The sequence below is a fragment of the Thermococcus nautili genome, from assembly GCF_000585495.1.
GTDB lineage: Archaea > Methanobacteriota_B > Thermococci > Thermococcales > Thermococcaceae > Thermococcus > Thermococcus nautili.
This window is the reverse complement of sequence record NZ_CP007264.1, coordinates 1,017,005-1,029,540: the sequence shown is the minus strand read 5'-3', so window position 1 is coordinate 1,029,540 and position 12,536 is coordinate 1,017,005. Positions and strand designations below refer to the sequence as shown.

Sequence of the window (12,536 nt, the reverse complement as noted above, 5' to 3'; positions counted from 1 at the left end):
TTAATAAGCTAAAATATTTTAGCTTATACATCTGGGTGTGAGAGTCATAGCAAAAGGAAAAGGTGCAGGGTCAGAAGCGGAGACCAACGAGATGGGAAAGTACGTCCGGATGCTTGTCTGAGAGTATCACGGTGAGCGCCGTGTTGACGTCGAGGAGCACGGGTGTTGCCGCATAAATCTCCGGTTGCACCTCTTCTAGAATCTCCCCAATGTACTCGATGAATACCTTGCGGGCCTGCACCGCGCCTTCCTTGTTTCCAAGTTCTTCAAACGCATTCCTTATGATTTTTCCAGCCTTGTTTTTGGATATAATGCCTCCCCTGGCCTGAATTTCATCTTGAATTTTGCTGATTGCATAAACCCATGATTCAACATCGGGAACTCTGTTAAGGAGGATTCCTGCGATTATCGCGCCTCTCATCTTTGGCGGAACATCTCTAAGCATTTCGGCGGTGCTTTCGTATCTCTTGACTTGAGGAATTCCAATTGCCATAAGAATTTCCAAGAACTTTTCCCCGTGCTCTATGAACCCGAACACTTGGGCCATCAATAAGGAGGGGGCCACGAATTCCTCGTTGAGCTTGAAGAACAATGCCTCCGAGTGCTTCTTGAACACTTCAATTACTTCCTCGGCCGTTTCCTCGTCGATTTTCTCAGCGAAGAAGTCGTGGATAAAGTCGAGGTATGTTTTTAGGGAATACAGCTCTGATGTTTCAATGAAATTCTTCAGGATTTCGTTATGGAGCTCGACCCATACCTTGGGCTCCGGAACAATGTCGATCAGTTCGTTCGCGATTTCCCAGGCAATTCTAACCTGCTGGGCCTCCTTAGCGTCGAATCCATACCCTCTCGTAATATCTACATACCCTATATCCATAATTGATCCACCCAACTGTTCACATTAGTAACTCATATTTATGCATAACTCAACCCAACTTGATAAATCTTCAAAATAAGAAAAGGTTTTGGGAAGAAATTCAGATATATGAACTAAAAACTGACTTAGTTTTCCTCAGGATTTATCTTGTAATACCCACCCTTTGGTTGGTAAACCTCTCCTGACTCCATGAGTTCCCTGAGTGCCTTCTCAACCTCAACGCGCTTGAAGCCGAACTGTTGAACTTCCTCAATGATGTCCTCCCTCGAAGCTCCCCACTCACCGGAGTCCTGAAGCTTCTCGATGACCTCAAGAACCCTTTGCTTCAAATTCCGTCGTTTTGATGACTGTCCAATCTCAAGTATCGAAACGTCAATGTCTCCTTCTTCATCAATCGCTGCTTTTTGAAGAGAATACTCAAGCAGATTCACTGCAACATCAAAGTCCTCCTTAGTTACTGTATCTCTAAGGTGCATTCTCGCGTGAGCTTCCGCAAGTCTCAGGATGGCTTCAAGCTGTCTCGGAGTTATCGAAAAGCCCTCCTTGTTCTTCAGCCTCTTCCTCAGCTCTGCATAATATTTTTGGATTTCCTCCTTCAGCTGGGGGTCGAGCCTCGTCGCCTTAATCTTCTTCCGAGCGTAAACAATCAGCTTCCTCATGAACTCCGGCGAGTACGGAGGTCTAACACGCTCACCCTCATACCACCTCTTCAGAATCGCTTCAGCCACCAGCTGATCCTTCTCCTCATCAACCGTGTTTATGAAGGTGAATATCAAGTCAAACCTGCTCATCAGTGAAGGCGGAAGGTCAATCTGCTCGGGAATCGTTTTGTTTCTGTTAATCTTGCCGAACTTCGGATTTGCCGCGGCGATGACGGTTGCCCTTGCGTTAAGAACCATGTTGAGGCCGGCCTTGGCGAAGTAAACACTGCCCTGTTCCATCGGTTCGTGAAGGCTGTTCCTGTCTTCTTTGCTCATCTTGTCCAGTTCGTCAATAATCGCGAAGCCGTTGTCTGCTAACACGAGGGTTCCGGCATCAACTGTCCAACGCCCGGTGATGTTGTCCTTTTTGGCGGCGGCCATAAGACCCACCCCGCTCGCTCCTTTTCCTGAAGCCCTAACGGCTCTCGGTGCAATCCTGGCCGTGAAGTCGAGCAGGTGAGACTTCGCCGTTCCAGGGTCTCCGATGAGGAGGACGTGAATCCGCTTCCTCTTTCTTTCTCCGGCTGGCGAATACTCGTCATGGCCTCCGAAGAGGGAGAGCAGTATGCCCAGCTTCTCGTTCTCGTAACCGTGAACTGTGGGGGCAAACGACTGAATTAGCTTTTTCTTGTAATCTGGTGACTTCACTTCCTCAAGGATTCTCCGCTCCTCCTCCGGCGTTATCTTGATGTCCTCCTCGTCCTTACTCTCTTTCTCGACGTGGTTCACGATTAATACAACTTTTCGAACGGGCTTGTTTTCCTCTTCACCTTCGATAAGTCGGAGGGTCCCACTCATGATGACCCTGTCGCCGGGGGTTATGGTGTCGCAGAGGTCATCGAGGAGAATAACGTTAAGTTGTCTGGGTAACTGCCCACCCTTGAGCCTCTCCGGAAGGTCCTGGATTGTTGCGGATTGATACTTCCGGAAAGTGCTCTTTTCTGGATTGAGCTCGATGCTCTTGGAGCCACAGGCGTTACACTTAACTGGTCTTTCGAGCTTTAGTGAGTACTCTCTCTGTATTCTGGGCATCTCATTTCCACAGTCTCTGCATACGAAAACAGCTTCGGATATGAAAGGCTCAATGCTTGAGAGCCTCGTGACGACTCCCCTTACTTGAATGAAGCGGTTGATGTGTTCTGGGCTCACAAAGCGTGGTTCAAGCGTTTTGGGGAGGTTGTAAAACCGGACGTGAATGTGGGGTGGATTATCCTTGAAGAATTCTTCTTTCAGTATAAGTTCAACAGCGTCTTCAGCAGCCGAGATGACTTCTTCGGGTTCTTCTAAGAGCTTCTTGGGGATACGTTCAAGAACTGAGCTGAGATGGACAAAGTCAATCTCAAGGCTTTTCTTGCTTTCCTCTGTCAGCAGACTGGCGAGTTTTTCTCGATAAATCTTTTCTCCGTTCCCCTCAGTGTAACTGAGAATGAACGTTTTAAATGCCTCAATCATTGCTTTCCGGTCTCCTCCATCAAGGGATTTGAGACCTTTCTTCGCTTGTTCGTGTTCCAGAAGTTTTGTGAAGGTTTCACATATTTCGTCTCTGACTTCAGGGAGCAGGCGAAAGTATCTCACGTCTCGTGAGACCTTTTTCTCCACAATATTGGTATCATTCCCGACTCTTGAGACGGCCTGTCTTAGGGAAGAGTTTGCATACCTCTTTCCGAGAACCTTGTTGATTTGAGTAACCTTGTCAATCAGGTCAGAATATGCAACATAATCTCGCTCATGACATAAGGCTAATATCACAAGAGAATCATGTTGCTTGTTCAACTCAACTGTCCTCTTGATTGCCTGAAGCTGAAGTTCAATAGTATCTCTAAGATTTTCCTGCTTTTCCTTTTGGATATTATCTTTTTCCTCCATTTCCTTTTGGAAAGGAAAAGATTCTGTGTCTTTTTTGCCTTTTTCCCCTTCAGGAAAAGGAGGAAAAAATTTTTTCCTCGAATCGTTATCTAATATCTCGCTCTTAATTTGGTGCAAAATTTTTGCAAAAACCTCAAGGTGCTCCTGGGTTATGACCCCAATCTCCTCACCAAAAACCGCCTTTATGGCCTTCCGGGCAAGGAAATCAAAGCTCCCAATGTTCAAAGCACCTTTCTTATCAATCTCCTTTTTGATTTCTTCGTGACTCCTGAAGAGGTCCTCAACACTCAGGTCCAGCTCTTCAGCCCTTGAAAGGACGTCCTTAATGTTAATATTCTCAGCTCCCACAGCCATGCCCTTCACCCGAAAAGAGGGAGTTAGGTATGAGCAATTAAAACAAGCTGGTCGCTGGTGTAAGGCAAGTGCCTTACACTGATGTCCCGTGGTTAGTGTCAGGTTTTTGCCTTACACCGGCGGTGTCAGGTGAGTGCCTTACGCTGAACTGCTCGACTGGTGGGGTTATACACGGGTGGTGCAGGGGAGAGTGAAAAATGCAGAATTTTTGCAAAAATGGGCCTATATACAGGGGGGTGTCAGCGAAAGTACGCGAAAAAATATTAGGGTACGGAGAACAGGGAACATAACACTCATCAGAGTAACGCACGGGTGTACAAGTTTTGCTGTACAAATGTATTCAAATTCTCGTTCCCTGTTCTCCGTACCCTTCGAATTTTTCGCAAAACTGGGGGGTCCCTGTCCACCTTATATACACCAAAGGAGTGGTAAGAGGGGAGTTTCACGAGCAAAATCCACAAATTTGCCCCACAATGCAATACGATTGTTCATCGTAATGTTCTCTGGTTCCCTCAACGATTTTTTTCGATTTTCAAAAATCCAAGGGTACAGGTACAAACTTGGGTATATACTGCACTAAAGAGTACACGCGATGTTCTCTTTGGATTTTTTACAAAATTTAAAAAACTTTACAGGGAACAGGTTTATATAATTTTCATGCACATAAAAACGGCGTTTTTATGTGTATTTAAATTCTCCGGCTTTGATTCAGTGTAAGGCAAAAGCCTGACGCAGTCTTTTTAAACTTTGACCGTTTACAGTCTTCTTTAGGGTCAAATGGGGTGGTGTCGATGAATGGGGAAAACTTAATGCCCGCCGAAATCATTGCCAGGTTAATCAAGGACAATCCACGCCTCAAGCTCGAAGAGGCCCAGCCAAAAGACATTGGTATTGACCCAATCGCGGATGGATACTTCTCGCCAGACCTCAACGTGAGTATCAATATCAAAAAAGTGAAAATATTCAAGGTTCACAACGGAGAAGACATTAACGCCTTCTGGATTAATGGTTTTATGCCCATCTCCCGAGGGATGGTCATAAGAAATCACGGAAGAGGTGCAATTGTCGATTTGTTTCTCATTAGACTCTCTGAGGACAGGGTTCTTCTGAGGGGCGCACTCAACGGAAAACCGATTATGGCATACTTTGAAGTCGAACCGAGTGAATGGTTCATTGACGCGCTCCTTCACGCGGCTGGGATATTCCTCAAGGATTATGGCGAGAGAAGTCTCACACCGATTCGAGATGACTGAAATTCCCTGTGCATTTTGTTTCATTTTCGAACCTAACAAGCAGGATTGCTCGGACCCATTTTGTTAAATTGTGTCAAGTAAAAAATCTTTTATCTGTGTAAGGCAACTACCTTACACGTAAGTTTTATAAAGTCTGAAATCCCGATTTTTTTCTGCCGTTTAGGCGTTTACTCGACAAACAGCCTTCCTACAAACCAACAAGGGTTAGTGGAGGGTGTATTGAATGATTGAAGCAAAGTTGGTGTTTAACGGAACCTTCGATGAGGCTGAGGCCAAGGTGAAGGAGGTTCTTCCGCAGGCCGGTTTCGCCGTTGTTTGGGAGCAGGACTTCACTGCCGTTGTGAAGAATAAGCTCGGCATTGATATGCCCAAGTACAAGACTCTTGGCCTCTGCAACGCCAAGATATTTTACGACCTCTGGACGAGGAATGAGGAAATCGGAATGGTCGCCCCGTGCCACCTGCTCCTTTATGAGGAGGACGGCAAGGTCCACGCTAAGATGGCCGTTCCCGACGAGTTCTGGGACGAAGAGGTTCTGGCAGAGCCATTCAACAGGGTCGTTGAACTCTTGAAAGAGATTGGGTTTAGTTAAAAACTTATTTTTATGTTCAATAAGTTTTTATTTTTAAAAGTGTGATAATTTTTTCATTGATAAATTTTATATATTGGGCAGATTTCTGACTTAAACTGGTGATGCCATGGCCGAACAGATGTGGTCAAAGACAGACATAGTTATAAAACACAGAAGCTTGATGAGGATACCAGTTGGAATTGGAGGAATGTTGTCGGGCCCATTGTTCATATGGGGAATCTTAGCAGGGGGCCCAAGCCCGGCATTGGCTTTGGGGTTATCTGCAATATTCGCGGCCTTAGCATCATTTGCAATTGAGTACTTTGGATCAAAGCCTAACATGAAAATTCAAATCTCCAGAGCAATTTCTGCAATAATCGGAATTGGATGGATATGGTTGTGGGTGGAACTAATAAAAGATCCTGCGGATTATTTGGGGTCGGGGTGGACTACTGAAGAATTGTGGATCCTTGTTATGGCAGTTTTTGCACTTGGAACGTACCTAAAGTATAAGACATCTTCCGAGGTGGCGACATCGTCCACAATGTTAAATTTTGTATGGAAAATATATAACAACATCAAGAGAAATGCTAAGAATGCAACTGAGGGATGGATTGCAACACCTGGTTTCCACATATTGATAGGGCTTGCTGCCCTTATTATGTGGCTTGGAGGGATAGTGATACTGTGGGCTACCATTGAACCACTGGCATGGCTGTTATGGATAATAAAACCAGACAGAATTAGCCTTGGCAGGTAAACATCTCTTATTTTTAGTCTTTAGGGACCATAATCCCTGGGGGGATTTTTATGGGGGTAATGGATAAAGTAAAAAACAAGTTTCAAGAATGGAACAAAAAGAAAAAGGTCCAAGAGATTGTTTTCAACTCCATATCAGGTCCACTGAAAAGGGTTATGGTCGATTACTATGTGAAAACTGTCATCGCAACACATATTTACTATTATTATCCTGCCAGTGAGGATATTTCAATAAAAATAATAAATATTAAAAAATCCGATAAATATGAAGGAATGTATTTAGCAAGAGTCAATGTGGAATTCCCCATTTATATTGAAAACAGGATAATCCTCAAGGACCACAATCCAGACAAGCTTATCCTTGGAACGGATTTAACAATAAAATATATCGTGGTACTAGCCGTCAATGTCAACACAAATAAAGCCAAGATTTTAAGATATGAAAACATGGGATACAGTACGGAGGGTCGCACTTATATTAAGCTAATTGATGTAAATAACAAGATTACTTGGGAAAGGACCTGGGGAGACTGGTATGACATTGGATATGATGATGGTTATGCTAGTGGGCTAGGGGCATGCTAATTTCGCAATGATGTCTAATAAGGTGACAAGTGGAGATTGGATTTAACTGGTTTAGGTCCTTTTTCATACCTTCTTTTTGATGTTCAGGGGTGTGTGATTAAATGAGAAGGCTGGAACTTGTGAAGCGAGACAATCTGGTTAGAGTTGGGAAGTTTCTTCAGGAGAGAAGAGGTCGTAAAAGACAGAAAGAGAGCGTTCTGGGTCGTGGACAAATTTAAAGAGGGAGAAATGTATATTTTTTGGGTTCCGAATAAACCTCACCCCAAAAGAATACGCGTAAGATTAATTGAACGAACTCCCAAGAAGCTTGTTTTCGAAGTTATTACCAGACCAAAACAAAAACTCCAAGAGAAAAATCCAAACGTTCAAAAAGAAAGCCAAGCCACCAATGTAACCCGGGCCTCGGCGAAACCCATGAGAGTACAATCAAAAACATACACAAAGTCGCATAAAATCCAGAAGAGGCGTAACTGGGGTCAAACAATTTGGGCATTACTTAAGTTGCTTTTAGGGTTGTTCTTTTTAGCAATGGCGATATTCAGCTTCATTGCGGGAGAAGTTGTGCTTGGTATTGCCCTCTTAATCGCCATGGCAGGGATTTTTGGTGGAGGCCATGAAGAGCAGAATTCACAGCATAACATCCAGCCCACAGTTTATGATGACGATGATTATTACTACGATTATCTTGATGAACTCGAAGAGGACAGCCTCATTGATTTTATGGTGTATTATTTAGACGACTGAGATTCGACCGTAATTAGGGAGGGAATTAAAGATGGTGTTCCTTCACATTGAAACCGGGCTGGCAAGTGAGGATTACGGAGTCCTGCTCAAGGCTGTCAAAAAGGAGATGGGTTTGACGACTGAAAAGCTCAAGGAGTTAGGCTTTGATGAGGAGGTTGCCATTGGCGCCCTCGTGTTTGAGGTCCCCTCAAGCTCGAAGTTTTACTGTAAGGCCTGCCTGGACGCTTTTGACGACTTTGAGAGCGCTCGATGGCACGTTATCGAAGTTCACTCTAAAGAAGACGTTCCCACGTTCAGGGATAAGAGTGTTGATGAGCTCGTGGCAATGCTGGTCGGAAAGATAAAGCGGGTGGAGCCGGTGTAAGGTGATTACCTTACACTGAATTTTGAGTTGTTGCTTCCAGGTTTTTGGAGGTTCTGAAGAGTAAATCAAGAGTTTTAAAACTTTAAAACTCGTATAAAGTTCCCTGGGAAGAGTAAGAGGGGGTGGCCCCCGCTCCAGCCGCTGGATTCCCTGCCACGAAGTCCCTGCTGAGCATCAGACCCCCTCGCGAGGGGTCCTCATGTTTTACCTCGCCCCGCTTCAGGAGGGCACGGCCTGCGCACCCCTCTCCCTACACGGGGGTCATCGAACCGCCCGCGGAGCCGTCGGACGGACGGGACGCCCACTGGGTCGTCCCTACGAGAACATATAACCCTTGAGGAGTTTAAAAATTTTTCGGTAAGGCACTTACCTTACACTGAATTAATACTAATATTAGTATTTTTAAAATTGAGAAAGGTATTTTTGGAAGCTAAATCAAATCCAGCTTCACAAGCAATTCTTGAGCGGCCTTTTCCTGAGTATAATGAAGAATGTAATCGAGCCTCTTATGACCCGTTATTTTTGCAATAATCTGCGGTGGGTACTTCTTTTGAGCGAGATAACTCACAAAGGCATACCTTAGGCTGTGAGTGTTGAAGCCGTATGTCTTTTTCACCCAAGTCGAGATTTTAGCAACCATGCCCTTTCTGCCATGCTTTTGGAGTTCCTCCTCAAGAAGGCCTTTGACAGTCAATAAATCTGCCTTCTTGACTTCTTTGGGCAACACCATCAGCCTCTGGTACCCATCGGTTCGCTTTTCCACCGTTATAAGGGCCTCTCGCGAGTATTCCTGCGAGACTTTCGATATGAACTCAATCGCCTCACCAATCCGCGAGCCATTCCTGAGCTGAGTAAGGAGGATTATCAGGTAAAGCCTTCTCTTGAGTGCTTTTATGCCGTCTTTTCTTCTCGCCTCGGTGAGGTCTTTGAGAAGGAGCTTGTATGTTTCTTCATAATCGAGTCCCATGTCCCAGCCCACGTGAACCACCTGATTGGATTTTTGTTTGATTTAAATGCAAATTATGCTTTTAAGTTTTACTTGTTAGTGTTTATTTTGCTGGCTTATGGCCGTAAGTTAAACACCCGGGTGATCCGTTAGTTTTAACTCACCATCCCCCGCTCGGGGCCGAGGTGTTAGCCATGACCGGGCAAATTAGAAAAATTGGCTCAATAAATCTTGAACTTGAGCCAAAACCAAATGCAATACTTGAAGCCACAGACATTGCAGAATACTTCGCAGGAGTAACCACCCTGCGCCTGCCACCAGAATCGGTAACTGCCCTCGCCAGCGCCATCCAGGACAGAGAGTTTGATACCTTAATTATATATGCCGAAGCATTCAGGGTTGATACCCGCATTGAGGCAAGAATATGGAAGATTCAGGGCGTCAGAGATGGACACAACAGACGACGAAATGTCCTGATAAAAGCCCCCGAAGCCAAAAACATCATCCTGATGACACTGCATTTAAGCGATGGCAACCGCGAAAAGGTCTTTTCAAAGATACTCAACCACGCCACGAAGGGCCTGGAAGTTAAGCTCCTTTCCAATTTTTAATTTTTGAGTGAGGAGCAAGCCCCCTGAAGCTTATATACCCTTCTCCTTCGTCTGTTTATCCCTCAACATTCCTGTCGCCCAAGTTTACATGACTTTTCTTTCATTCAATTAGGGGAGTTATATTTAATTGCCCACTTCCAACTCCCAATTTTGGGTGGAGGTGTATGGGAGAGGCGATGGTGAAAGATGCATACGAGGCCCAGCTTCCAGCTGGAATCCAGATCGTTAGGAGGGCAAGCGGGGAAAGATACGGAATACCCGCCAGTGAAATCGAGAGATACCTTAACGAGCTGGAGCTCAAGGACATCAGTGAGAAGCATAAGAAGAAGCAAATCCAGTTCCTCAAAGAGTTTCTCTCTGTCCTGCCCGTGCTCGGCCAGTCATCGGAGCAGATTTACGTGGTAAGTGCTGTGACCATCGAGGAATATTTGGAGTACCTGGAGTCCCTCAAGGGCAAAGACGGTCAGAGTCTCGGATACAAGGTAAAGAAAGACAGAATCGCAACCGTGAGAAGGTTCCTGACGGCAGTTGGCGTCAACGACCCAGAGATAATAAACCGGCTCAAAGCCGTGGAAACAGAGCTCAGGAGAAAGTGGAAGATGCACGTGGCAATGAACACCAAAACGGTCACCAAAGAGGATATTGACAACCTCTTTCGGGCCCTTGAAGACCTCTTTGAGGATTACGAGATAAAAGAAGAGCAGTACTGCAAGACGCTTGCGTTCCTGCTGTTGCTTGCAACGACGGGCCGAAGGAAAGAAGAAATCGCGAGGGCCCACATCAGCTGGTTCGACTTCGAGCACAATATGATTAAGCTTCCCCACTCAGCGACGAAAGTCGGCAGGCAGCTAAAGGAAGTGGAGGGATTCGAGATTCTTCCGTTGCATCCAGAGGCAAGGGCCTGCCTTAAAATGTACACGACTAAATTCAGATATGCAATCGAAGCCAACGACGGATATCTCTTCGCCGTGCCGACCAGGAAATCCGAGAACCCGACGTTCTTTGATGCACTAATCAAAAAGCACAAGAGCCTGAGGGTGAAGCTCATTTACAGCCCGGGGACGCTCACGGCAGGCATGTTCAGGAAGTTCTTCATTCAGTTCTGGTATGAGAAGGGCGGAAACGAGCTTATACTCAAGAAACTCGTTGGGCACTCGCCGAGCACGGTTCACGAGCTCCATTATGCAAGAGGATTGCACCACAAGAAGCTCTTTGAGGAATACAACAGGGTCTTCGGCAACGTTCGTTTCCTGACGAAGAAACAGCGGGCGATGGTTTCACGGTATCTCCCCAGGAAGACAGGCAGGAGAAAGCGCAGGAGAAGAAGGTGAGATTTTCTTGTGGCTTTTCTTTTTCTAAGTTCTGTGATTGGTGCTCGCCTTGTAATGCCTTTTTCTGAACTCAACGGCTTTGTATGGAAACCTTGTAAAAGTGACGGCCCGTCACTAGTGATGGGGTGTTCACTTTGTTCAGCATCCAATTGATATTGGGTTTGGGAAAACCTCCATGGAAAAGTCCACAGGAAGGCGTTTAGGAACTTAGAAAGCCGTTGATGACAGTGACTTCGTTGCGATTTTGAGTCCCAAAGAGGGTCACAAAACCAACGTTACCACTACTAATCTTTCAACAAACACCGCTCAGAATCATTTATCACGACTTTGTCAAAACGAGGCGTTTACCAGATTCCAGAGCGCCCCCTACGGCAGGCGGTTCTCGAAACAAGATTGGAAGAAATTGAGAAACCCATCTAAGGCACTCACACGAGCTTTGCCCCGAATTTCAATTTTTTGAAGACCTCATCGTAAACGCTCTGAAGACTCTCCGGCGTGTGATGGGAGTAATGGAGTACGTTTATATCGCCCCTGATTGAGTGGCCCATAAGGAGCTTCTTAACGGTTGCATTGCCGTTCCGCCTGTCCCACTCCTGAGAGAAGAACTTCCTCATGTGCTTAGGCCGAATTGGCTGGTTGATTAACTCCGCTCTCCGAATGAATGGCTTTTCGAGGCTGAAGTAAGAGATGACGGGCTTATCGGGTTCTGGGTTGTATCTCTCGATATATTTCTTGAGAAGGCCCTGAACTTCTTTCGTTATGAACGTCACTCTCGGCTGGCCTGTCTTGGCGACGCTTGGAGGAACTCTAATGAGTCTCTTGTCCAGGTCGATGTACGAGAGTGGCAACTTGGTGAGCTCATACACTCTCAAACCACTTGTTGCCATTATGAGGAGACCCAGGGTCATTTTGTTGGCAATCCTTTTTGAGACTTCCTCCCTTTTTGCAAACTGCACCCTGCGTATTATCTTTAGGAGAGCTTGAACGTCCTGAACGGTGATGACCGTCATATCCACTCCAACGTATCTCGGACTCTTGAGGTGGTGCTCAAGCGGAAGGTTGGCGATTCTGAAGAGCTTTTTGAGATATGTAATGTGCTTGCGGTACATTGAAGGCGAATACTGCTTCTGAAGCTCCTGGAGGTGTGAAATCAGGTCTTCGACCGTGAATGACCAGTAATCGCCGTGTTGGGTTGTTTTGTCAAGGAATTTGTGAACCACGCGGTTTACGAACTTTAGGTGATGTTCAGCGACGTTATTGGCCTTTAGTTCAAGCAAAAGAATGTCGAGGTGTCTTTTTGTTATTATGTATTGGTTGTCGTCCGCTCGTTTATGTACAAATGTCGGCATGGCAACGTTTTGCCCTTCGAATTTCTCTGCTATTTCCTGCCTTCTTTTGGCGAATAAAGCTCTTTCAGGCTGTGGATCCCCTAGCCCGGGTTCAAATCCCGGCCCCGGCCCCAGAACTACAAACTTCGCCTGCGCGAAGTTTGACCAAGGTTCGTGATTCTCCCTCTAAGAATGCAATTCTAAGAGGTTTGCACTCTCAAGAGGCGATATTTTCAAGAGAGTGCA

At 45.7% G+C, this 12,536-nt stretch carries 12 protein-coding genes; 8 read left to right on the top strand and 4 right to left on the bottom strand.

Going from position 1 to position 12,536, the window contains the following annotated elements; translation table 11 throughout:
• Window positions 1–70: 70 nt before the first annotated feature.
• A complete protein-coding gene (locus tag BD01_RS05660; protein WP_042690899.1) occupies window positions 71–877 on the bottom strand; it encodes a hypothetical protein in 807 nt (268 codons plus the stop codon).
• 125 nt (window positions 878–1,002) lie between these two features.
• Window positions 1,003–3,798: a minichromosome maintenance protein MCM gene (locus BD01_RS05655; RefSeq protein ID WP_051482165.1), complete on the bottom strand. Its 2,796-nt coding sequence runs from the start codon at window positions 3,796–3,798 to the stop codon at window positions 1,003–1,005.
• A 791-nt stretch (window positions 3,799–4,589) separates the two neighbouring features.
• Between BD01_RS05655 and BD01_RS05650 the strand changes: the two genes are divergently transcribed.
• The 6 genes from BD01_RS05650 (at window position 4,590) to BD01_RS05625 (ending at window position 8,074) form a co-directional block, all read left to right on the top strand.
• Window positions 4,590–5,051 carry a hypothetical protein gene (locus tag BD01_RS05650; protein ID WP_042690898.1) on the top strand — a complete coding sequence of 154 codons (462 nt, stop codon included), beginning with the start codon at window positions 4,590–4,592 and terminating at the stop codon, window positions 5,049–5,051.
• A gap of 223 nt (window positions 5,052–5,274) precedes the next feature.
• Window positions 5,275–5,643, top strand: coding sequence for a DUF302 domain-containing protein (locus BD01_RS05645; RefSeq protein WP_051482164.1), 369 nt, complete (start codon window positions 5,275–5,277; stop codon window positions 5,641–5,643).
• A gap of 106 nt (window positions 5,644–5,749) precedes the next feature.
• Entirely contained in the window at window positions 5,750–6,382 is a 633-nt protein-coding gene (locus BD01_RS05640) for a hypothetical protein (protein WP_042690897.1), read from the top strand.
• A gap of 50 nt (window positions 6,383–6,432) precedes the next feature.
• Window positions 6,433–6,966 carry a hypothetical protein gene (locus BD01_RS05635; RefSeq protein ID WP_042690896.1) on the top strand — a complete coding sequence of 178 codons (534 nt, stop codon included), beginning with the start codon at window positions 6,433–6,435 and terminating at the stop codon, window positions 6,964–6,966.
• A gap of 144 nt (window positions 6,967–7,110) precedes the next feature.
• Window positions 7,111–7,710, top strand: a complete 600-nt coding sequence (locus BD01_RS05630) for a hypothetical protein (protein ID WP_042690894.1) — start codon at window positions 7,111–7,113, stop codon at window positions 7,708–7,710.
• 31 nt (window positions 7,711–7,741) lie between these two features.
• Window positions 7,742–8,074, top strand: a complete 333-nt coding sequence (locus BD01_RS05625) for a hypothetical protein (protein ID WP_042690893.1) — start codon at window positions 7,742–7,744, stop codon at window positions 8,072–8,074.
• A 430-nt stretch (window positions 8,075–8,504) separates the two neighbouring features.
• Here BD01_RS05625 and BD01_RS05620 read toward each other — a convergent pair whose 3' ends face one another.
• Window positions 8,505–9,053, bottom strand: a complete 549-nt coding sequence (locus BD01_RS05620) for a site-specific integrase (RefSeq protein WP_245599207.1) — start codon at window positions 9,051–9,053, stop codon at window positions 8,505–8,507.
• Window positions 9,054–9,214: 161 nt separating this feature from the next.
• Here BD01_RS05620 and BD01_RS05615 point away from each other — a divergent pair, with 161 nt between their 5' ends.
• Together BD01_RS05615 and BD01_RS05610 are read left to right on the top strand one after the other, a co-directional pair.
• Window positions 9,215–9,631 (top strand): hypothetical protein, encoded by a 417-nt coding sequence (locus BD01_RS05615; RefSeq protein WP_042690891.1) that lies wholly within the window; start codon window positions 9,215–9,217, stop codon window positions 9,629–9,631.
• A gap of 164 nt (window positions 9,632–9,795) precedes the next feature.
• On the top strand, window positions 9,796–10,962 hold the full coding sequence (locus BD01_RS05610; RefSeq protein ID WP_042690890.1) for a tyrosine-type recombinase/integrase: 1,167 nt from the start codon (window positions 9,796–9,798) through the stop codon (window positions 10,960–10,962).
• 425 nt (window positions 10,963–11,387) lie between these two features.
• Here BD01_RS05610 and BD01_RS05605 read toward each other — a convergent pair whose 3' ends face one another.
• Window positions 11,388–12,182, bottom strand: a complete 795-nt coding sequence (locus BD01_RS05605; RefSeq protein ID WP_042690889.1) for a tyrosine-type recombinase/integrase — start codon at window positions 12,180–12,182, stop codon at window positions 11,388–11,390.
• Window positions 12,183–12,536 lie beyond the last annotated feature (354 nt).